The 21,969-nt window shown below is 44.6% G+C and carries 18 protein-coding genes; 1 reads left to right on the top strand and 17 read right to left on the bottom strand.

Going from position 1 to position 21,969, the window contains the following annotated elements; translation table 11 throughout:
* Positions 1 to 1,482: 1,482 nt before the first annotated feature.
* Complete coding sequence (locus AC0LWT_RS23425) at positions 1,483 to 2,703, top strand: IS110 family RNA-guided transposase (protein ID WP_474683705.1); 1,221 nt, start codon at positions 1,483 to 1,485, stop codon at positions 2,701 to 2,703.
* 786 nt (positions 2,704 to 3,489) lie between these two features.
* On the opposite strand, the gene AC0LWT_RS23420 is transcribed toward AC0LWT_RS23425, so the two are convergent.
* The 17 genes from AC0LWT_RS23420 to AC0LWT_RS23340 all read right to left on the bottom strand — a co-directional run bounded on the left by AC0LWT_RS23420 (position 3,490) and on the right by AC0LWT_RS23340 (position 21,906).
* A complete protein-coding gene (locus AC0LWT_RS23420) occupies positions 3,490 to 3,768 on the bottom strand; it encodes a hypothetical protein (protein WP_474683704.1) in 279 nt (92 codons plus the stop codon).
* Positions 3,769 to 4,047: 279 nt separating this feature from the next.
* The gene (locus tag AC0LWT_RS23415; protein ID WP_474683703.1) at positions 4,048 to 4,338 is read right to left on the bottom strand and encodes a hypothetical protein; all 291 of its coding nucleotides are present in this window, start codon (positions 4,336 to 4,338) and stop codon (positions 4,048 to 4,050) included.
* Between the two features lie 113 nt (positions 4,339 to 4,451).
* Positions 4,452 to 5,126, bottom strand: coding sequence for an HD-GYP domain-containing protein (locus tag AC0LWT_RS23410; protein WP_474683702.1), 675 nt, complete (start codon positions 5,124 to 5,126; stop codon positions 4,452 to 4,454).
* A gap of 519 nt (positions 5,127 to 5,645) precedes the next feature.
* Positions 5,646 to 6,194 carry a hypothetical protein gene (locus AC0LWT_RS23405; RefSeq protein ID WP_474683701.1) on the bottom strand — a complete coding sequence of 183 codons (549 nt, stop codon included), beginning with the start codon at positions 6,192 to 6,194 and terminating at the stop codon, positions 5,646 to 5,648.
* Positions 6,195 to 7,238: 1,044 nt separating this feature from the next.
* Positions 7,239 to 7,508: a hypothetical protein gene (locus tag AC0LWT_RS23400; RefSeq protein ID WP_474683700.1), complete on the bottom strand. Its 270-nt coding sequence runs from the start codon at positions 7,506 to 7,508 to the stop codon at positions 7,239 to 7,241.
* Between the two features lie 211 nt (positions 7,509 to 7,719).
* Positions 7,720 to 8,847: a GGDEF domain-containing protein gene (locus tag AC0LWT_RS23395; protein WP_474683699.1), complete on the bottom strand. Its 1,128-nt coding sequence runs from the start codon at positions 8,845 to 8,847 to the stop codon at positions 7,720 to 7,722.
* 87 nt (positions 8,848 to 8,934) lie between these two features.
* Positions 8,935 to 9,255 carry a hypothetical protein gene (locus tag AC0LWT_RS23390; RefSeq protein WP_474683698.1) on the bottom strand — a complete coding sequence of 107 codons (321 nt, stop codon included), beginning with the start codon at positions 9,253 to 9,255 and terminating at the stop codon, positions 8,935 to 8,937.
* Positions 9,256 to 9,295: 40 nt separating this feature from the next.
* A complete protein-coding gene (locus AC0LWT_RS23385; protein ID WP_474683697.1) occupies positions 9,296 to 10,300 on the bottom strand; it encodes a hypothetical protein in 1,005 nt (334 codons plus the stop codon).
* Positions 10,287 to 10,841, bottom strand: coding sequence for a hypothetical protein (locus tag AC0LWT_RS23380; RefSeq protein WP_474683696.1), 555 nt, complete (start codon positions 10,839 to 10,841; stop codon positions 10,287 to 10,289). Before AC0LWT_RS23380 ends, AC0LWT_RS23385 begins: the two co-directional genes overlap by 14 nt.
* Before the next feature lie 14 nt (positions 10,842 to 10,855).
* On the bottom strand, positions 10,856 to 11,239 hold the full coding sequence (locus AC0LWT_RS23375; RefSeq protein ID WP_474683695.1) for a hypothetical protein: 384 nt from the start codon (positions 11,237 to 11,239) through the stop codon (positions 10,856 to 10,858).
* Between the two features lie 242 nt (positions 11,240 to 11,481).
* Positions 11,482 to 11,979, bottom strand: a complete 498-nt coding sequence (locus AC0LWT_RS23370) for an ABC transporter permease (protein ID WP_474683694.1) — start codon at positions 11,977 to 11,979, stop codon at positions 11,482 to 11,484.
* Positions 11,980 to 12,099: 120 nt separating this feature from the next.
* Positions 12,100 to 14,169, bottom strand: a complete 2,070-nt coding sequence (locus AC0LWT_RS23365; RefSeq protein WP_474683693.1) for a hypothetical protein — start codon at positions 14,167 to 14,169, stop codon at positions 12,100 to 12,102.
* Positions 14,169 to 16,046 (bottom strand): Flp pilus assembly protein CpaF, encoded by a 1,878-nt coding sequence (locus AC0LWT_RS23360; protein WP_474683692.1) that lies wholly within the window; start codon positions 16,044 to 16,046, stop codon positions 14,169 to 14,171. The genes AC0LWT_RS23365 and AC0LWT_RS23360 overlap by 1 nt, the downstream gene beginning before the upstream one ends.
* Positions 16,046 to 16,900 (bottom strand): hypothetical protein, encoded by an 855-nt coding sequence (locus tag AC0LWT_RS23355; protein WP_474683691.1) that lies wholly within the window; start codon positions 16,898 to 16,900, stop codon positions 16,046 to 16,048. The genes AC0LWT_RS23360 and AC0LWT_RS23355 overlap by 1 nt, the downstream gene beginning before the upstream one ends.
* 2 nt (positions 16,901 to 16,902) lie before the next feature.
* A complete protein-coding gene (locus AC0LWT_RS23350) occupies positions 16,903 to 17,604 on the bottom strand; it encodes a hypothetical protein (protein ID WP_474683690.1) in 702 nt (233 codons plus the stop codon).
* A 20-nt stretch (positions 17,605 to 17,624) separates the two neighbouring features.
* Complete coding sequence (locus AC0LWT_RS23345; protein ID WP_474683689.1) at positions 17,625 to 18,785, bottom strand: SAF domain-containing protein; 1,161 nt, start codon at positions 18,783 to 18,785, stop codon at positions 17,625 to 17,627.
* Between the two features lie 37 nt (positions 18,786 to 18,822).
* Positions 18,823 to 21,906 (bottom strand): cadherin-like beta sandwich domain-containing protein, encoded by a 3,084-nt coding sequence (locus AC0LWT_RS23340; protein WP_474683688.1) that lies wholly within the window; start codon positions 21,904 to 21,906, stop codon positions 18,823 to 18,825.
* Positions 21,907 to 21,969: the final 63 nt, after the last annotated feature.

The following is a 21,969-nucleotide window of genomic DNA, read 5'->3' as shown; positions in this document are numbered from 1 at the left end:
ACCCGCCAGCTCCCAGCAGCAACCCGCACCACTGGTTCTCTCCGGGCGATGCCCGCGCCGCGATCGGTGTACGGCTACGGCGACCAGTTCCTCAGCAGCAGGAGCCCGCACTCCTGATTCTCTCTGGGCGATGCCCGTGGCGTGACCGACGAAGGTCGGCTACGGCGGCGGCTCCCTCCAGCTTCAGCTCGCACTCTGACTCTCTTTTGGCGTTGCCCGCGGCGCGACCAACGAACGTCGGCTTAGGCGCTAGGTTTCTTTCGTCACGGATCCGCACAAAGGCGGCGCCGCGGCGGCGACGGCGGCGACCTGGTCGCTCTGCGGAGTCTAAAACTTTATTTTCTGGTTTCTGCTCGATGAGCCGTGTTCTGCCGGAAGCTGGTACGACAGTTCTGAGCGACCAGCTACCCTTAATGGGCTACTTTTTGGGGTATTCGGATTTTTTGATGGAAAACGACTTTTCAACTTCCATCTGGAAGACCACTATTTATTATTTAGGGCCGAAAAACCCCTTGTTTTTATGGGTATGTAAGGCGCTTCGGATGCGGGGATGCTTTAGCCAGCAGCTAGCTGCAGACGGCTGCGCCTTCAGCGTACCAGGATGCTGTATGCGCCGCGGCCGCCGCGCGGATCTGCGGCACTTATCGGAAATCGACTTTCAGCCCGTTGCCTATTGACATGGCTATTTCCTCACTTTTGTTTTGTGCGGATCTGTGGCAGATCCATTCCGAAAATGATGTTATCTACTCGTTGCACAATGTTCGGCCGGGAGACCAGCTCCTGCAGGGCTGCGACAACGGCGCACCAGGATGTGGGCGCGCGGCAGCTCACTTCCGGAAATGGCGTTCTGATCGTTACCCAGTGTTTTAACTGGGAGCAGGAGCATCAGCTGTTAGCGAATAATAATGTTTTAGACTAAACAATAAAGTATTAGACTGAGATAATAAAGTTTTAGACTGGCGCGCAGGCGACGGCGGCCGGCCCGGGCGACCGGCTTGCTGGGTGATCGTCAACGGCCAACCGCAGACGGATGCTCAAACGGAGCTCCTGGATGCGGTGCGCGCCTCGGCCGCCGTAAGTATCCCCAGGCAGCCATTTCCGGAAACCCCCGTTCAGATCGATGCCTGGTGTTCGTCCGGAAGCCGAAGCGCCAGCGCCGGGTTACCGGTTTCTGTATTGATTGATGGCCAACGTGTCAGATGAAAATAAACTTTTAGACTGAAAATAAAGTATTAGACGCTCATGCCGCTAATGCGGCACCATCAGATGATGAAAATGGTAGGCATGCGGTATAATTTACTTACGGCTGGCGAAGGCAGGTCGGCAGTCAATGGTGCTTCGAGCCCGAGTTTTAGACTGACCCTAACGACCAGGTGCACCACAGATTGTTGCTCCGAATTTGGAAGCACGCAGGATAGAATAACCATATGTGGTTGTTGCACCAGCCCCTTCAATCATGCTGCCGTAAGGAGAAGGTTGCGAATGGACGTCTTTTACAGTCATGTGTGCGGACTTGACGTTCATAAAAAGAACATCGTTGCCTGCACCATTACACCGGAAGGTAAAGAAATCCGTACATTTGGCACCATGACCGACGATTTACTCATGCTTATGGACTGGCTCAGGGCCAAAAGGTGTACTCACGCTGCTATGGAAAGCACAGGACCCTACTGGAAACCGATCTACAATCTGTTGGAGCTTGAGGAGATTGAGGCACTTGTTGTGAATGCTCAACACATCAAGAATGTTCCGGGTCGCAAGACCGACGTCAAAGATGCGGAATGGATTGCTGGACTTCTCCGGCATGGTCTATTGAAAGGAAGTTACATCCCTAACCGCGAGCAACGCGAGCTAAGAGAATTGATCCGGTATCGTCGTAGTCTCATTGAGGAACGTGCCCGAGAAGTCAGCCGCATTCAAAAGGTGCTGGAAGGAGCAAACATCAAGCTTTCCTCGGTTGCCAGCAATGGGCTCGGGAAATCAGGACGCGCTATGATTGAAGCGATGATCGCTGGCGAAACCGATCCTGAAGCTTTATCTGATCTGGCAAAACGAAAGCTGAAAAGCAAAAAAGCGGATTTAAAGCGGGCATTGAACGGCTTAATGGGCCCTCATCAAAAACTGATGCTGGGAGCTCAGCTCCGTCACGTCGATTATTTGGACGAAGAGATTGGCAGATTGGATGAGGAAATTAAAAAGCGCATGCACCCTTTTGAGGAAGACCTGGAACTGCTCGACACAATCCCAGGTGTGGCACGAAGAACAGCAGAGACTATTCTAGCTGAAATTGGCTCCAATATGGATCAGTATCCTTCCGCCGCCCATTTATGTTCTTGGGCAGGGCTGTGTCCGGGTCAGAACGAAAGTGCCGGAAAACGATTGTCCGGCAAGACGCGAAAAGGAAACAAGAAGCTCCGAAGTACGCTTGTAGAAGCCGCGAAGGCTGCGGCTAGAACGAAAGAGACGTATTTATCCAGCCAGTATCACCGAATTGCCGCACGCCGGGGAGCCAATCGGGCGACGATCGCAGTAGCACACAGTATATTGTCTATGGTTTACTACATCCTTAAGCGGAAACAACCCTACATCGAGCTCGGTCCAACCTACTACGAGGAACGAAAACGGGACGTGATCATCAAGCATTCCATTAAGAAACTGGAGTCATTAGGTGTATCAATTACTGTGAATACGGCAGTTTCCTGATCGTTATTCGGACAATACATTGCTGATGCCCTTGGCCATTTTTTGTTTGCCAGAGGGTCACTTTCTTGTTGCCTTTTTTAGGTGTTCTACGGAGCGATATTTTCAGGATAGACCAGGTCGCCGGCTGCGGTGGGCTTTCGAGCAGTTGCAACTCGCATTCCTGGTGTTTCCGTGCGAAGCACGGCTTGCGATCGGTGCGCCGGCCAGCGGGCTCGAACTGCTGCAGCTCACGCTCCTAGTGCATCCCGGTGAAGACCAGTTTGTGATCGGCACGCCAGCGCAGCTGCCGGCTCGAGCAACTGCTGCTCACGTTCAAGGCGCTTCCAATATATGGCCCGGATGTGACATCGGCGCGCAGGCGACGGCGGCCGGCCGAGTAGTCTAAATCTTTATTATCTGATTTTGTCTCTTAACACTTAATAATTCGGGGGATGTCTAAAACATATTTTTAAAACGCTGCCAGTTTCACGAGTCCGCGAAGAATCAACAACTTCGGTCTAACACTTTATTTTTTGGGGACATCAGCGCCGGGCAACCGGATTCCTACAGGGCGGCCAGCCGCACACGGCAGCACCTCCGGCTTACCATGATGCATAGTGCCCAGAGGCCGCCGTACGGATCCCTGGCATTTCCATTCTTGAACTGGCGTTCAGTTCATTCCTCTGTTTGGCCGGGAGCCCAGACAACTGCGGCTCCGGCGTTTTACTAGGATACTGAGTGCGCCGGGAGGCCGACGCGTAATTCGCGGCAGCCTCCCTCAATTTGCATCATTATACATCATAAATATTATACATTTGGAGTATGCCAGCCATTTACTAGTGCTAAATCCTCATCAGTAATATGTGTACGAAGCTGCTCGGCATAATCTTCAAACGAACCAGGATCGTACCCCATTTCCTTACACCATGGAAGATGATCGTTTTCCCACATTAAATGAATATGCTCATCTATCGTGCGTAGAGGCTCTGGCTTTTCAGGTAAAAGTTGCGCGCATGTTATACACTCAGAAAATTTATCTGTTTGATAGAAGTTTGAAGCTCCACCGCACTTAGGACAAATAATCATAAAGATACCTCCTATAACGTAATGCCCATCAATCCAAATTCTCACATTTATTGTTTCGTAGATTGTTCGTTACGTTCTAAAGCACGTAAACCAGATTCATAGATTCTTGAACTAATGACTTAGGCTTGTTGAGCGAATAATACTCATCCGCTGTAGAATACGCCTCCTGGCTTTTATTTGTTTTCTGGCTCCCATAAATCAAACTTTCTGCAATTGACACCTTGGGTGCTCAGGCCATAAAGCAGCGCCGTCCTGTTATCGTCCATGATCGCGGTGCCTTCATACTGCCCGTTCAATATATTTAGAATTGAATTTGACTTTATAATTGTTCCTTTTCGCTTCAAGGATGAAGTTTACTCCAAACTGAAGTTGTTCGACTTTATCATTAAGTTCCATATCTTCTTCTTCGCTTGTTCTCTCGAACTCTTCAGCAAGGAAATATGCCAGAGCAGGTAGTTCGTCTTCTTCGATATTACACTTTTCAAGAATGTTATGAATGAGTACGTCATCGCCAATAACTACGTAATATTTATTGTATTCTTCCACGACTTTTTTGTATTTTTCAAGCATCAAGATCACCCCCTTGTATAATTGGAAACTGTAACTTTGTCATTCCACCTCAGAATCGGATAGCCTTAATTCTGAAATATACTAATATTTCTTTTGATTATAAATCCGCATGTCTATCCTTGACCGAAAGCAACATTTTGGTAATCTCGTAATTTAACTGAGCACGGGATTCGTTTGTCACTGCTGATACGCACAAAGCTATCCAGTAATTCAGGATCAAATAATGACTTATCTCTTATCATGATTTCGATCGCATCATCATGTCGTTTTAAATTTTGATATGGCCTATCCGCAATCAGGGCCGCATACGTATCAGTTATCGAAGTTATTCGTCCGGATAAAGGAATATCGTTGCCTTTCAGACCCATTAAATAACCGTTTCCGTTGTATCGCTCATGGTGGTATTGGGCTATATCAATAATAAGCTGGGGCATCTCGAGTTCACTCAGTAATGACGCTCCGTCCCTTACATGTTGGCGGAGCTGAACCCTTTCCTCAACCGTTAATTTATGAGTACCTTTAAGAATTTCATCCCTCATTCCCAACTTACCGATGTCGTGCGTCAGGGAGCCGGCGTAATATAGTTCCGCATGGTCCCGATCGAAGATCAAAGCCAAATGGTATGAATAGTTAGCCATAATAAGGGAATGGTTGGCAGTAACAACATCTCGTAAAATCATGCTCTCGAATAATGCATCAATAATGTCTAGATGTCTTTCGTATATGCTACCTCTCGCCATTATCTTTTTTGAGATCGGAGCGGGTATATGGATTCCCCTTGTACTCACCTTTCCACCATCCTCTTTGTCCGGGCCCGACCTCGCCAGAGCCGTCTTCTTCCATCTGAAACGGATCCAGATCAAACGGAAGACTTTCCATATTCCATTCTTTATACTCCGGATACGTGTCGGGCTGTTTTTATTAAATGATTTGACCGATAGCTCTGTTACAACATCGCTGGACCTTAAATTGAAATATCCTTGCTCCCTACGAGAAATTCCTAAGTATTAGACTGCGGCCCCGCCCGAAGTATATTGCACCCGGGAGAACCAGGAGCATGAGTTCCAGCGTTGCGCTTCAGTCGGCCACTGTTCACCCGCGCGATTACCTGTGTGCGGGAACGCATCCGGGAGAATGGGAGCGCGAGAACTGCACCGCAAACACCCGGCCGCCGCGAACACTGGCAAGCCGCCGGCGCGGATCGCACCGGAAGCGAGGGCTGCAGTGCTGCGGTCCACCCGCAATCATCACCGGATTGTTAATTTGCAATATCCGTTCTCGCGGGTTTTTCTGCCATTATGACCTCTTTAGTTCTGTTTGGATCCCCTTTCATCTGCAGCACTTTCCTGGATTTGCTTTTTGAAATCACTCGGCACAGCAGTACCAAGTAAAAACATAAAGATTTCTACAAATAGCGCGGAGGTAAATATAGCTGCGCCAGCTGCCGGATTCATAATGCAAAAGGCTCCTAAAGCAACTATCCCGATAATGACCGCGGTGGTGGTCGTGCCGAGAACAATATCTACAGCTGCAGAGACAGTTTTCATGGTAAGCTTCCCCATTTTATCAACTTCCGCGCTCACGTCATCAAAGAACTTTTTGATTTCTGGGGTCAGATAGATTTCATGCAACGTTTCTCTTACCAACACCCCGCTGGATAAAAATAAATATGTAAACAGCTTTAATAAATGCCGGATAGTTTCTTGGGGAAGGCTTTGAATATACGTTACACGCTGTTCCTGTTTTTCCAGTTTGATAATAGTTATTAGAGAAGTTAGAACCGAACCCGGCATTGATTTAACTGATCGGACAAGATTTTTGATGGATGGAGATTTCATAATATCCGATAGGCCCACTGTACTACCTCCCTTCTAGTTTAGAAACTGTATAAGAATTGATCCAGCAGCATGCCTTTGGTCACTTTCGGCAAGAATGGGTGTTTCTCAATTGCTACCATGGAAAGTTTTCATTGACCAGCAAACTTCCGGAAACGGTATTGCTCAACCGTTACAGTCAAATTTTCTCTGCTATGCGACAACCCTACACGCGTATTTAAAATGCAGCTACTATCCCCCTTTCAGTATGAAAAATGTAACCGCAACACTAATAATTAATAAGATGAGTAGGAGGGTTATAAAGATCGCTTTTATCTTTTGAAGGATTTTTACTTCTCGCTCTTCCGGATCCCCGACGACATACCTGCGCTCTACGTAGCTGTATGCTTCGATAGAACGTTCTGCCAGTTCTTCCTCGATTCGTTGCATTTCCTTGCGGAAACGCTTCTGTGTTTGATTTAACATAGAAATTGGTTATCAGGCCTTTCTACGCTTCGGTAAGTTGATTCTTTTCAAATAATTAGGACGTTCAAAATCGAAAGTGTCTTCCTGATTGAGCTTGGACTCCCAAGTCACATAATCACCATGATGCATACAGATAACTTCGTAGATAAATTAATCGTTGGTTTTGAAGGGAACCCAAATATCATGACCATCGTGCATGTTTCTTGTTCCCGGTCTTACTTCCGAATGTTTCAGATTGGAGAAACTTCCAGCAGATATCCCTTTGACTTTAGTAGTTGCATCTTACGCTCCCTGGTTGTCCAGGTGAAGTTCAGCTTCGCGATCCTGCGCACCAGTGGGCTGCTTGAGTGGCTGCATCTCAATCTCCTGATTGTCCGGGCGACGAATCCCGACTTCCGATCGGCGCGTAGCCGCCGGCGGTCGACTCGAGCAGTTGCATCTATCACGTGCTCCTGCCCCCCTGGTTGTCGGGCGGAAGCCCGACTTCTCGATCGGCACGCACGACACAGTCTAAGCGGTTGGCATAAACAATTGGACTAATGATTCTTGGTACCCCATGCTTTAACGCCCCCCTGCGGTGTTCAAATTTCCGGTATTGATTTATTCCTTATCATCGTCATATAATAAAAACTGGTACCCAGCATCATCTCTTTTTTCTAAGTATTCTTCAGCTTTCCTCTCTTTTTCTTCACATTCGTAGCAAATCGTTTCACATTGAACATAGACACCGCAACCAACATCTTCCTTCAAGTCCTCATTCCAACTCGATACTTCTGCATCGTCCTTGCAATCGACTCGAACGTCTTTGGAACAATACTTACAACTGACAGTAATGAAATTGCCCAATTCATCAGTTTCCATTATGTACATTTATGATGGAACCTCCTAAAAAGAAATATTTAATTATGAATCAGCAGCAGCAAGCAAGGGGGCGCAGGAGTAATTATAATAATATGTACGCATGGATAAATCTCGAGTGCCGCGCGCAAGCTCATGCTGAAAAAAGCCCTTAGAAATTTTCAATCTAATCTCGGTAAACGTAATTTCCCAACATTCAATTCGACTAACGAACTTTATTTTCCTAAATCGCCCCCCTCTCCAATTCTGAATATCCTTCACAATTAAATTCAAGAACTTTGTTTTTGCCCGTTTTTTTAGCTAGGTACATCGCAGCATCCGCATTTTTTACAAATTGCCCTGCAGTCCATCCTTCAACATATCGGCAGAAACCAATGCTTGCCGTCACTACGTATTCATCACCTGTATTTGAGGTAAAGGAAGCTTCTTCCTTAATTCTTCTTCGAATTTTCTCGGTCAGGTCATCCAAATCGACATCGGGCTCAACAATAAGCGCGACCAGCTCTTCGCCTCCGTAACGACCCGCAAGTCCTACTGATTCCGTTTCCTCAAGCAATATTCGGGAAACTTTTTTTAGCACTTCATCCCCCATTGGATGCCCCTGACTATCATTAAGCTTCTTAAAATTGTCAATATCCATGAGGATCATGAAGGCGGGTACTTGTTTTGCAACACATTGATTTACGCATTTGTCAAAGTACTTCTTATTGTAGAGACCAGTGAGGCCATCAGAAATTGACGATACGTATGTTCCCTGCATGAGCTGCAATAAGTGATCAATTAAGGCTAAAGGAAACAGGGTGTATGTTACTGCCGGCATAGTTGCTGACATGAAAGACAAAAAAGGGTGGGCCTCGTTGGTCAACGTAGTAGTGAGAAGGACGATCTTTGATACTATGAATGACCCGATTATCCAGTAAGGCTTTGTTCCAATCGGTATTTGATTGGAATGACTATAGAACGAAAAAGCAGCAAAACAGAGCACCAATAATATCCATAGAACCGGTTTTAACGCGAGGCCAATAATAAGAGCTCCCATCAACATACCGTAGTAAATAAACTTTTTCAGGAGCGAGGTTTCATTAAACAATAAATACATTCCATAATACAGGGCCAGGAATAAGATATCGCAAACAATCCAGATTGTGTGGGATTTCCAAGTTAAAAAAATTCTGAACCCATAGAAAGCTATTAATAGCAACAAATTAATTGATATAGTCACATTCGTCCGAGACTTTTTACTTGCTGGCATCCTGCGTGAGATAGACCACATTACGATCAACAGAGGCAAGAGTATTATTGAGGAAATGGCTTCCCCTCTATGTTCGATGAATTGTTCGAGCAGACTCATCCGTCTCACCTACTTCAATAAGGTAAAAAGAAAATACAAAAGTGGCGCCCTTCCTCTCTGGAGCGGGGCACACCAATTTAGCGATAATTATTTCATCATTGGTTGAAGCATTGGAACAAGTAACGAGATCAGATAATACATTACTCCAGTTGTACTCGCATAAGTTAGCCAGTGACTATACTTGGTTTTAATGTGCGTGCTACCTTCGTTTCTGAAGTTCACAAAGATAAAAATCAAAAGTGCCAAAGCTATCAAACCATAAACGAAAGGGTTAACAGTCAGATTCATAAAGACTAGAAGTCCTTTGTTATTGATGATATTCTGGTACTTTACGCCTTGTGCGATGATAACGACCTTCTCTAAAAATAAGCCCAACAAAAGTACAAAAAAAAACTTGATGCTTTTCATAAGATTCACTTCTCCTTTTGGAGCGTTTTATTTACAGCATTTAAGAATTGGTACATGCACGCGGGAAATATCCCTTGGCCGCTGCATCCTTTTCGCTTGTGAACTTCTCTGTTACTATATCTGGATAATTGCATGAGGCGCGATAATATATTTTCACACCATTGCGAACTGCTCCGTAGAGGACCTTTTTTTTGATAAGACGGCCGCCGCCGATGGCGTATGTATTGTAGTATTTTCCGCCTACCGGAAGACCTTGGATGAAGGCCATAACCCCGATGTCGTTTATGGAATTTATCCATTCCTCTTGATCGATTGTCGGTAGCATGAACGTGTACGTAATACCCAGTCGCTTCGCGTATTCGTTATGCGAATTGATGTAATATTCGAGGTCTTTTTGAATCGCTTGAACAATGCTGCTCTGTCTTACATCTTCAAAAGTTGTTGCATCATTAAGCAGGGAAATCCGTCCACCTACCTGGACGGCGACATCCGCCCGATGTCCTTCGTGCCATGTTTTGGTTGCGGCATCATAAGCAAACACGTAATCATCAAGTGTAAAGGATATACTATTACCAAATTCATCCAAGTACGAGTATGGTTTCTTTGCTTTCCAAACCTGCCGGTATTCGTTTTGTCCTTTTGCATTCGTGAATGCTTCGTCGGTGTAAATCCAAAAGCCATCATAGTCAATAGCGGCAAGCGCCGGCATGTATCCCTTCAAAACGCCTTGAGCAACAGAATCATCTTTAATACCGAAGTTTGTAAAAAGCGTGTGGTAAAAAGCATTTACAGCTTCTTCTTTATTTGCTTTAAAGAATTTCAGTGAATCGTACTTAGCTTCAAAGTCCTGCTTTTCATTGAAATTCATTGAGAAAGCTGCATCATTGACTGCTGCATGAAGTCCCTCGTTATACCGCAAAATAGTTTCTTCGGCCAGTTCCTGGGTTTTGAGCCGTGTATCGTTACTGAATAGCATTGGAAAAACGATGATCACAAAGATAAGTGCAATATTAGTCATTATTGACATGCTGCTAAAAGTCTTCATTCTGCACCATCCCGCCATATGGGATATAAATTCTTGTCGGATCCCCGGTGTTACCATTCGTTAGAAAATCGCGAACGAGCGTAGCCTTGGTGTAGTTGGTATTCTTGATCGTAACCGTGAAATAATCACCCTTTTGCAAGTAATATTTACGGCTCGGATCCGTTACGGGCATATTGTTATTTGGAAAAAGCGTGGACATAATTTTACTTGTGTAAAACGCATCATAGTAAACATCATATTTCCCTTGAAACGTTGTCGGATTGGCTGGATCAGTATATATCGGATTGTATCTTTTGCGTTCGTGCTCCATTTGAATGTCATAAATGTTGTCGGTGTACCTTAGTTCATTTGTAAAATCGGAATACATGGTCGGTGTTATATAGCCCTTGTTCCTAACGGAATCGACAAACCTAGTGACTGCTGAGTATGTGATGTTATAGGCGATTTGATCCTGGTTCTCGTAACTGTTTTGAGTAGGCCAAAAATATAAGAGGCCACAAGCGACGAAAGAGGCAAACAAAACGGACAATGCTTTAGTCATTTATATCCTCCTTTCTACTGGACCTTGAAAATAACTTTATTGAGAGTGCCATCTGTATTTCTCGAATAGGTGGCCGCGTATGTTCGCTTTAAGAGGATCATCGAAACATCGGTTTGGTCGATGATTAAAGTTTTTGGGAAATAGTAGCTGTCAACCTGTATATCAGCACCTATTTTTTTTATGTGAAATATGGATTGGAGGACTTCCGCACCGCTTACTGTGTATTCCCCCATAATTTTAGGTGATTGGGTTACGTTCCTATCGGTCCCATAAATGACCTCATCAGTTTTATCTGCAACCAGTTTATTCGTTTTGACAAGCTCGACGGATGCACTTAATGCAAATAGAAATAAAGCAAATATTGATGCAAATTTCAAAAATTTTGCGGCATTATTCATGACAGACCTCCATATTACTTTTCCGTGAAAATGATTTCTCGAACTCGGTTATTGTCGTCATGGACAATTCTCGCCTCGTACCTTGCAATCGGATTAAAAAATTCATTACCATTTTTTCAATTGTAGCCTCTGTAAGTGATATCCAAGAGATTGCACACGGTTACTTTCTTCATACCTCGGTTTCCCTTTCTTTTATTTGGCCAACTCCCTTCTTGTGAGAAGGGAGTTGGTTTCGTAATTCGTTATTGCTGGGTGAAAATGATGCCCCGAATAGCGTTGTTATTATCACGAATGACTTGCCCGCGGAATTGACCGCTCGGGTTAATGTAATCATTCGAACTTTCTGTTGTAGCTTTCTTCAAGTCTCCTGTTCCACCTGGGGTAACATTACCGTAGCCGCTGCTTCCAGAGCCGCCAGTCAAACTAACCGTATTTCCGTACCAAGAACCCGTACTAGGTCCGCTTATAATGATGTTTTTACCCGTGTTTACTTGAATGCCGAAGCTTGCTTTATTGCTATACTTCCGGATTGCGTTAAGGACCTGAGATCCGGTCAGCGTTGTGTTGTCGTAACCATCAAAAGCTTGTGCGGCCAATTCGGTTTGCATAGACGAAAAATCATTCTGCGCCTGTTTCGATGCTTCTTGTGCCGATCCAAACAAGTTTACGACCAGTGTAATGAGTGCGATTGTAAGAAACAACCCTGCTGCAATCAATAAAGCTCTTTGTGCGTTGTTCATTTACTTTTTCCTCTCCCTGAAATATCAATATTTTTTTTAAAAGAAGCTCCCATCGCAGATTTTATGGGGGCTGCCTTTGAAAGTACGGTATAGAATCTTTCAAAGTATTCTCTCCTTTATCTAGTGAATATGAATGATTTGCTTCATTTGCTGGCCCATTTGAACGACAGACAAGTAAAGCATTGGAAGAACCAGGTACATAACTACGATATACCCCATTGGAAAAAAACCGATCATAGTGCCCCAAGTCGATTTTTGGTTAATCAGACGAGTGAAGTATTCTTTTCTTCGCTCAGCATGGTACTCTCTCGCGTTTTCGAGATCATCGAATGCAACCTTCACTGGATTTTTCTCAAGAGACAGGATCAACTTTTCGACAATTCTTACGAACGGATCAAAGGTGGCTTCTCTCTTCAATTTTTCGAGTGCCTCGAGCTGGCCACTTTTAAACTCATTCAGGCAGTCATTGAGCGGTGTTTTGAAGATAAGGGCAAATCTCTCCATCCATTCGAGAATTGTTTCAACGTCGATCCTCTCGAAATTGGCCAATATAGAAATGATCGTGTGGAATTGATCAACTTCAACTTGCATTTCCATTTGACGCATGCGCCTTTGAAACATAAGCAGCCAGATCGGCCCGTTGAATGCGACGATGCTAACCAGAATGCCAAGAATCAATTCCCACCACTGAAAGTACTCTGTCGTTACGACGTTGTACTTGTTGAAAATCCGTTGAGCAGTCATAATGATGCTAGCGTCGTTACCATCCGTATTCAGGACCTCACTTACCCTTTGGACAACAGTTCCTTTACTTACATTTTTGCTGGCTTGTAAATCTTGGATGATCTTACGGTCAAAATCGGTCTGCTGCTGGGCTTTGGCAACATCATCAGGAGTCAGCTTACCGTACATTCCCATCCCTCTCATGGGGTTATTTAGAACGTCATTGACGGTCATGGTATGCATGAAGAAGAATAGACCTACCGTTGCAACGAAGCATATCAGGGACGCCAATGCCCGTTGGACGAACAACCATTCGATAGTTAACGGAGAATTGGCATCCTTTAGCAGATGCGTTAGTTTCTTGTGCTTCCTTTTATTCTTCTTAGGGGCCATCCGGTCAACGAGCCATCGGATCGGCGCAAGTTTGTACAGTTTTTGTTCCCAATTCCATCGCCGCGCTTTCGCTACATAACGCATTTGGTCGTTTTCAAGCATTTTTTTCAAGATGAGATAACATATGAGGACGACCGCAAAAAACGATATTTTGGCAATCAGCCCCATCTTGCTGTCATAAAAATCGCTCATGATAGGAAAATAATTTCGCGCCCAGCTTTCAAGAGGATTCGTGAATAGGATTGGAACGATTGCAATGGTAGTTAGCCCTTTCAGAAGATAATTGAGTTTATCACGGCGCAGGATGTCCTCATTGATTTCCTTAACAAGTTGGGAAATAGCATGGGCATACATCGAACCGCTTTTGACAACACGATCACCAAACTCGGCAACTAAGTAGGCGATGCCGGCGAAAAGCTTATAGTACCGGTTTGGTGCAACCTCATAATAGGTATCTAATTGCTTTTTTTGATCTTCAGCAGTTAAAATCTCGTAGATGCGCTGACCATGTACCGATGCTTCGTGAGGTGCCGTCTGAACTGCATCGTACAACGCTTCTCCGACGTTTTTAAGCCTCTGGAAATGATGCCTGTGATCCTCGAACATGACGACGGATTTTTTGAGAATCCGATCCTCGACTTTGTTCACGAAGGTATCGATCATGATGCCGTTCACCACAACAGCCCCCAAGAGAACCCAAAACGTAGAGATGAGGTCTCGGCTTATCAGGATTAGCGCCAGTACGGTAATCGTCATGATACTTAGCGTCGTGAATGCGATGCGCATGACTTCACGTCGCATCGTGTACTCGTCGTAAGAGTGCAGAGACTCTAGTCGTTTTCGAATTTTGGTCACATAGCCCTTTAATATCGGAAGCCGCATGAATTGAACGTATGACTTCTGGAAAAAGAGGTTGAGCCTATGCTTGTTGATTCGCTTGCCGAAGTATTTATGGAAAAGCTGGGAGGCTTTATTATCGCCCCCCTCTTTCATCAGGGTGACGACAATAAAACCGGCAAGGAGTAACACGGAAATGCCGAAAATTATTCCGGTTACAGCCCATTTATTGATCATCACGCAACATCCTTCCCGGCAATTGGCCAATGTTCATCCAGGAAAGCCTCGAAGGACTCCCGATCCTCCGACAGCATTCGTTTGAGCATGGCATTTTTCATTTCATCAGTTATCCGTTCTTTGGCAACATATATGCCGTTCTCCATTGCAATGATGATCCGTTCCTCATAAATCTTCGGATTCGTCATCCGTTCAGCAAAAGTGACAAATGCCTCCTTAAAGCTTTTCGTTGGAATTGGTTCCAAGTGATCGATCGGAACACACTGGCTAATGCGCTCTACATACCGATTTCCTTCATGATCTTTCTCAAGATGAATGTCGAAACCAAGTACACTCACGACCTGTCTTTGCGCAGCAAAGTCATCGCTAAACATTCCGAATTTCCGTAAAGAGTTTGCTATCGAACGAATGAGTTCTCGAAACGTTTTGGCGTGCTGTGATACGAGTGTAAACATAAAGGCGACTTGGGAGTTTTGAACCCACCATGATGCTTGTTCGTCGGTAGCAATTTCTCCGATGACACTCACCATGCCGTCTGATTTTTTCAAAATGTCCATTCCCTTTTGGCCGCTAATGTCAGCGGTTTGCCGTATCGCTGCGATGTTTCTTTCCGGATACAAGGTGTTAAGATGCAGCTCAAAAGACATTTCGCCAGTTCGGATTGTTATCCATCCGTAGATATAAGCGATCATGGCCATCATCAGTTTAGTTTTCCCGGCCCCTTGGTCGCCGGTAACGGCTGTGACTTGACCGCCTTTCATCAAATGAGGAATAAAGCGAACCGGAAGTTCGGTATTTTGAAACTTTTGCTCGCGTCCTGGGGGATTGAACCAGTCTTCAACCGTCGATATATCCGGATCAAATTTGCGGTTAAAGAATACCCAGGATTGTGAGAACGGCGGCCTCATAACGACGATCCGTGAGCCATCGGCCATTTCGTTGACGATGAAACCGTTCGTTTCGGTAAGCTGACCAGGGTTGTTGTACTTGTAAATGTTCAGAACGATTCGCTTCAGTTCGAGCGTCGAACCAAAGGATAAGAAGGAAAGATGAATCGTTTTACCCTTGTACATGATCCACACGGAATTATGCTTCTTGGTCTTAACTTTGTGCATTCGGTTGATAAAATCGATATGATCCTCAACGGTTTCCATTGTGGAAGGAATCCCGGACACCCCACCGGACACGCCATCAATTTCCATGTCCCGAATCTCATCGACAACACCGTGGCCAAAGGAGTAAGCATAAATGCGTTGAATTACAATCTGCAGTTTGTCCTCAAATGTCACCGGCCCATGAATTTCTTTCTTGTAAATCTCCTCAATTTCTTTGTCAATGACGATGTAGGATTTTGTTTTGCCATCTTCAATGATTTGCTTCATCGCATCTAAGTTGTATTGATCGATCATGAAGCCGAGCGCCTTGTAACGGTGCAGTTTCTTGAAGATGTATAGCAAGATATCGAACTTATCTTGCACTGTTAGTTGCTCCGGGTCATCAAAGGGGATGGCAAAGTTGATCGTTGATTCATTCAATCCATAATCACGAACAAGGATATCCAGCATGGTGTCCTTTACGAACGTTTTTTCGTAAATGTCGCCATTCCCCGATGCCTTAAACGCTTGTTTCAAATCGTTGCGATTTGCGACTTGTCTCTCATATTCATCTTCGTCCAAGGCCAGATCATACAGGTCGCTACCGGTCATTTCATTCAATCGTTTCTTGACAAAAACGGTCAAAGCTTCGAGTTTATAGAGCGTTTCGTCATGGATTTGTTTTTTTTCCGTTTGATTGCCCTGCGTATCCCGTAGCCGATACAGCAAATAACCGATCAGCCCCAGGATGATGATGACAATTGCAAGGAAGTTCCAAAGCATTAGGAAGCCCCCCGATCGATGAATTTCAGGGATGTATTTACACCGATTTCATCCAGAATCGCCTTAGCCACCCTTCTGACTTCTTGAAAGAACACCGCATTTTGATGCTTTTTATTGAGATTACGGTTCTTTCGGAACCAATCCATAAGATTGCGGTCATTGATCGAATCCTTAAAGTCGCTGCAGTAAGGAATGGTATAAATCGGCTTTTCGAAGTCATAAACATTTCGGTACAGACGTTGAATGTTTGCTACCGTGTATTTCGAATCCGGGTCATATTGTCCCAGCAAGAGCATCTTAGACTTCTCATGGAGCGCATCCGGCCAATCCTCTTTAGAGAAAAAGCGATCCAGCAGTGCTCGGTTCTGCGAAAGACTGACGACGATAAGATCAGAACTATTAAGCAGAGAGTTCGTAAGGGGGTTCCTGGAACCGCTGTGCAAATCCAAAAATACAGCGCCGTAATATTCACGCGCGTATTCAAAGATCAGCTCCATGTTCTCACTCAAATTTTCGTGCAGTCCTTCATAGGGCTTCATAGTTCCGACCAATAGATCGAGCCGATTCTTTTCAAGCTTCACTGCTTTGTTCCTAATACTGTCTTTATGGAGTTTCTTTGATCTAGCGGCTTTTGCCAAAGCATCAAGGCCCGTTTCGCCGATTTCCTGAATCCTTCCTAACTGCAATTCGTTCGACTTCGTAAATGCCAACTCCAAGGTCGAACGCTCAAAATGGGTTTGTGTAATCAGCGTTCGTATATCGTATTCAAGACCGGTTATAGCTCCGATAGCTGCGGTATTCGCTGTATTACCAGGCTGCCCGTGTGTAATGCTCCAAAACGAAACTTGTGACATGGTTATCTTCCCCTTTCTGCTGTTTTCAGCGCGAGCTTTATAGTTTTGCGATCGAAGCCGCTTATTATTTCGAGAATTTCAGTAAGCCGGCTTTTGTATTGCCTTGACAATCCTTTCAAAACAACCCGATTTTCATATTGATTCTCAACCCGGACGCTGTAATCGACCTCATCGACCAAAAAATCAAAAGCGGGATCATGCCAAATAATCGGATACCTTTCAAGAGTTGAATCTATATATTCCTCGTCAATTCTGCATTCCGTGAATGGGTAGTATATCCGAATAAATGGTTGACTTTCGTCGGGTTTTTCTTGAAAATAGCTTTCGATCAACTTTGCATTATGTTCAACTGAATACCTTTCAAAGCTTGTGACTAGCGCTCGATTTTCTAAAGGCCCCCATGCCTTCACGCTTGACGGATCGTCGGTATCAATGAGAAGAACATCATAGTCTTCGATATTTTCTTGCTGGTCGGATAACGTTTGTTTTAATTCTTGAAAGTCCCTGAACCCAAAAGCTACATCGAATCCATCGAATTCATATATTCTCTCACTTTCGTCGATGACCGAAATGGAATACTTATATTTTGAGGACAGCGTTGCATCGACCAACAGGACTTTCAGGTTTGCGGCCGTCAATACCTTGCTAATATAAAACAATAAGTCGATTTTTTCGCAAGCGCCGATAAATAATGATTGTTTCAAAGTACTGCCCCCTTACACTGCTAATTCAGTGATACACCGGAATTGGGATCCTGACCAAAAACAGACTTTTGAGTATCCTCCGGCTTTGCTTCTGATGATTCGTTATTCATTTGTGCGGGTGGTGTTGGTGTTGCCCCACTCACAACTGGTTGGTGCATTGACTGAGTAGATGAAGACGCCTGCGGTTGACTGGTTTGAGTTTGGGCTTGTCCTGCTTGACTTGTCGTACTCGAAGGATAAGCACCAGGAACGACCGGTTTCTGTGATTGAGTCGAAGAAGGCTGTCCATTAGTTGCAGCATTGGATTGAGATTGAGCTGCCGATGCAGCAGAGGTTGCCTGCAGCATCCCTTGTCTAAACTTCTGCTTGGAGTATTCGTCCATATTTTTTAAATCTTCTTCAAGCTTTTGTCGAGCGCGGCGTTCCAATTCCGCGCTAGCCTTTTGAACGATGTTCGGATCGGACTTGATAAGGTCGATAATTTTTTCGTTTGGTGCATAAGTGACCTTGGCTTTTTCCTGCATATACGGGTCCGTATACTTATAGGCCGTGATAACGGCATCGTTCAAATAAGCATCTACAATTGCGCTTGATTCATAGAGAATTTCCTGCTCATCCTCGTTGAACCACACCGTTCCGCCAGCCAAGTCTTTAATTTTCTTTTTGGAGAGCGCTATGAAGTTTACTCCAGTCGGGAACGTGATGCGAATATCGATAAAATCATCTTTCTTTAGGTTGGTTGGAAGCTGAATGTACTTTGCTTCCCGTTCACGCAAGTCATTCGGTGTAACACCATCCTGGTAAAGCATCGGCTCGATCAACTGAGTGTCTTTTTTAAGTGCAAGCTTCGTCTTTTTTCCGACTATATAGTCTTTACTTACAGCGTTCTCCGGGACGGTATCTTTACCGACTTCCTTTGGATAAAGATTGTCAGCGATGATTTCATCGCCGGCTTTCACATCAGCTTTTAAGAGCCATACGGTCAATTTGCTCGCTTTTTGTTGTTCCAAAAGCATCTGAGCATCACGTAATTTTTGTTCATATTCTGCGTTCTTGGCAGATTGTCCTTTCAGAAGGGCATCATAACCCCAGTATGCTCCACCGGATGCCAGAAGCATCATGGCAAGCGCCCCTACTCCGCCGGCGTATAAAAGTTGTTTCGTTCTTAACCTAAGTTTCATGTTTTGTATTTTCCTCCATCCGCAGTATATCCATCACTCAAAATGCATTTGCTTTGGATAGCAGTCTGTAGAGCATAACGGCTGTTTGTGCCCTCGAACCACTTGCCTTCGGCGATAGCGTTGTATCAGATGTTCCGAAAATGATCTCGGCTTGAATATTTGCGGCAAAAGCAGGGGCGGCCCAGCTACTTATGCTACCCGCATCAACATATTTTTTCAGGGATAATGCATTTGTGTCAGAGGATGTCGATAGATTCGTACCCAAGTATTTCATGAGACGGGAAAAGATTATAGCAATTTCTTCGCGTGTTATAATGTCATTGGGTCTATATTCGTGTGTTTCTGAACCTTCGATAAGCTGCAAGCTTGTTGCAACCGAAATAGCTTTAAAATACCAGTCACTTTCCGTAACGTCTACGTAAGGAGATTTCGCCAGAGTAATTCCATTTGAATTGGTCGAACTTACAATTAAACTGACGAATTCGGCCCTTGTTATCGCGTCATCCGGTTTGAATGTATTGTCGTCGTATCCGTCGATAATCATTTTATCCGCCATGTAGGTTACTTCTTTACTTGCCCAGTGACCTGCCATGTCGGTAAATCGCCTATCCATTAACGCGACAAGTAAATCGCCGCTACCATTGATTTTCACTTGCTTTGCACCTTTATTAACTTGATTCGTTGTACTTTTTATTTTGTTGCCGTTCAGAAATACGATTCCGAGATCGGATTGGTTAAAAGCGAGTTTAGTCTGGAGTTCCACATTCAACGGCAATTGCTTGTTTTCACCTTCGACGATGATTTTCACATTTGGCACGATAATCTGCGCATATTTCGGGTATTGCTGATTTGTTTCATAATTTTTTTCTATCGTTATCCTCAAGTTGTTGACCGGCAAATCTAATGCACCGGCGGTTACGCTAACGCTGTCAGTGAGAATACGAAGCGGGAGCCCCTTTTGCCTCAAATAGCCTAGAGCATCCTTATCTAAGGAAAGTGTGTTCGTCATTCCCCGGTTTCCACCGATCTCTCCTATTTTAAAGGTGACCCCTTTGCCGTTGATATTCTGGGCGAATGCATTTGTGATATCGTCGAGAATCGGAGCGTATTCTGCCATCTGCGGATCCAGGCTTGCGGAAAGAATAACTTGATCTCCGCTTACGGACACAGTGCCCTTCTTTTGCCCTGTTTGTCCGTTAGTAACTGCATTTCCTTGCATGGTTCCGTTAACATCGGCCCGTGTCAGATAAATCGTATATATGGTGCTTGTGTTGCTCGAGTTATTAGTGTAAGCATAGATCGTAAACGTATTTTGCCCTACATTTAAAGGGATCGGTTCAGTATAGCCTTTGGACAATACCGCTCCGTTCATAACTAGATAGGAGCTCGAATATGGCGTAGCACGGATTAAGATGCTTGATGTATAATAAGGAACGCTGACCGTATAGACGTTACGGGCTGGATCGAATGTTTCATTAAAAGGAATCTGTTGGTTGGAAGTATTAATCGTCGAACCCGTTTGCGTATTCATCACACTTTCCACCGAAAGCTGAAATAGTAAAGGCTTATCAGTCGTTTGACTTCTGGTAAGGACAACGTTGTACGTGCTGGTTGTACCATTCGCTCCTGCGACATCGATCCGGATAATGTTGTTGCCAGTTGTGAGATTCACGTTAAAGGAATTTCCACTGGTAACGACGCTGCCATTCACTTTCACGGAGGAGGACGAGTTAACGGTCGGCAAAACAACTACAGAATATCGGTCATAAGGAGCAGTTGCCGTATAACTGTAACGTGCTGATGAAAAAGACTCATTTAGCTTAATATCTCCCAATGAAAGAGCAATCAGATCCGCCCCATTAGAAATAGTTTGTCTTGTAACTTCGAGTGTATATGTTTTTGTACTGCCATCTTGTCCAGTAGCATTGATTGTTATGGTGTTTAGACCAACATATAGCTGGACCGGTATGCTGCTGCCGTAGGATACGGTTGTTCCATTGACTTTTATCGTGGAGTTGGCAAGTGCAACGGGTGATATCGTTACGCTGCTTATTCCATTTGCAACGGTAGCTGAATAACTTTTTGTCGCCGGATCAAAGGCTTTATCTAAAGTAGCTCCTGTAATCGTTAAACCGGTCAATGGATTGATGGATGAGGCCGGCATATACACCGACAGTGTATAATGACTGCCTTGCGATCCATTCGCTAAAATCACTTGAATATCTATTGAAGTATTTGCCCCAAGCGTAAGGGAGATTGGGCTTGATGTACTTCCGTTATTTACGCTCTGTCCATTGATTGTTACATGTGCGGTAGTATCGGCCAAAACCGGCGTAATGGTAATCTGGTTTGTTACATAAGAATTGTAGGAATATGAGTAATTGTTTGTGAATGGTGTAAATGCTGATGTCAGGTACGAATTAAGTTGCGAATCACTGGCTGTCAGAGAAAGAATCTTATCAGTGCTTTGTTCCGCCGCATTATAAGAGACGCTTATCGGTACGCCAGCTTGCCCGAGCCGATTATAGGCGACCAATTGAAATATGTATGATTGACCATTTGCGAGCCCATTAACGGTATATTGATTGGTCGATGCTGATACACTATCAATCGTGGCTCCATTCCTCTGTATTTGGATGCCGGATATGTCGGACCGTTCACTGGGGATTGTCCAAGTCAGTTTCACAGAGGATGCAGATACTACTGTCGCCTGGACATTTTGAACGCTCGGTGCATGCTGTCTTGTTATAACGACAGTGTACGTTTGAGAACTGCCCTCTTGCGACGTGACATTTATCGTAATGGTAGATGTGCTATCGGAGCTCGCAGTTGGGTTGGATAATGCAATTGGAGCGGACGCTCCGCCGCTCACTACCGTATTTCCATTCACTTTTATTGTTGCCTTTGAGTCCTGTGATACCGGTCTAGCAATGGTTTGTTGTACCTCGCTATTTACTGTAGCAAAATAATTCGTTGTACCCGGATCAAACGATTGATTAAGCACAATGCCATCAAACGAAACCGAAGCTAAATTCGTGACGGGCGCCGCATATGACACAACGGACACTAAATGAAGCGTGATCGCGAAAATCAATAGAACTGCTGTTACTATTTTTCTCAAAAGTGAGGCCTCCCTTTCCGTATTGATTCTTTGAGAAAAGGGAGTGAACCCCTCTTCCAAACA

Source organism: Paenibacillus sp. sgz302164 (genome assembly GCF_056120505.1).
The sequence above is the reverse complement of the archived record's forward strand: the minus strand, read 5'-3'. Positions and strand labels throughout refer to the sequence as shown.

What these genes read in the sequence shown, in the direction of transcription:
- AC0LWT_RS23425 (WP_474683705.1), top strand. Translation starts at nt 1,483, where the DNA reads ATGGACGTCTTTTACAGTCATGTGTGCGGACTTGACGTTCATAAAAAG.
- AC0LWT_RS23420 (WP_474683704.1), bottom strand. Translation starts at nt 3,768, where the DNA reads ATGATTATTTGTCCTAAGTGCGGTGGAGCTTCAAACTTCTATCAAACA.
- AC0LWT_RS23415 (WP_474683703.1), bottom strand. Translation starts at nt 4,338, where the DNA reads ATGCTTGAAAAATACAAAAAAGTCGTGGAAGAATACAATAAATATTAC.
- AC0LWT_RS23400 (WP_474683700.1), bottom strand. Translation starts at nt 7,508, where the DNA reads ATGTACATAATGGAAACTGATGAATTGGGCAATTTCATTACTGTCAGT.
- AC0LWT_RS23395 (WP_474683699.1), bottom strand. Translation starts at nt 8,847, where the DNA reads ATGAGTCTGCTCGAACAATTCATCGAACATAGAGGGGAAGCCATTTCC.
- AC0LWT_RS23390 (WP_474683698.1), bottom strand. Translation starts at nt 9,255, where the DNA reads ATGAAAAGCATCAAGTTTTTTTTTGTACTTTTGTTGGGCTTATTTTTA.
- AC0LWT_RS23385 (WP_474683697.1), bottom strand. Translation starts at nt 10,300, where the DNA reads ATGAAGACTTTTAGCAGCATGTCAATAATGACTAATATTGCACTTATC.
- AC0LWT_RS23380 (WP_474683696.1), bottom strand. Translation starts at nt 10,841, where the DNA reads ATGACTAAAGCATTGTCCGTTTTGTTTGCCTCTTTCGTCGCTTGTGGC.
- AC0LWT_RS23375 (WP_474683695.1), bottom strand. Translation starts at nt 11,239, where the DNA reads ATGAATAATGCCGCAAAATTTTTGAAATTTGCATCAATATTTGCTTTA.
- AC0LWT_RS23370 (WP_474683694.1), bottom strand. Translation starts at nt 11,979, where the DNA reads ATGAACAACGCACAAAGAGCTTTATTGATTGCAGCAGGGTTGTTTCTT.
- AC0LWT_RS23365 (WP_474683693.1), bottom strand. Translation starts at nt 14,169, where the DNA reads ATGATCAATAAATGGGCTGTAACCGGAATAATTTTCGGCATTTCCGTG.
- AC0LWT_RS23360 (WP_474683692.1), bottom strand. Translation starts at nt 16,046, where the DNA reads ATGCTTTGGAACTTCCTTGCAATTGTCATCATCATCCTGGGGCTGATC.
- AC0LWT_RS23355 (WP_474683691.1), bottom strand. Translation starts at nt 16,900, where the DNA reads ATGTCACAAGTTTCGTTTTGGAGCATTACACACGGGCAGCCTGGTAAT.
- AC0LWT_RS23345 (WP_474683689.1), bottom strand. Translation starts at nt 18,785, where the DNA reads ATGAAACTTAGGTTAAGAACGAAACAACTTTTATACGCCGGCGGAGTA.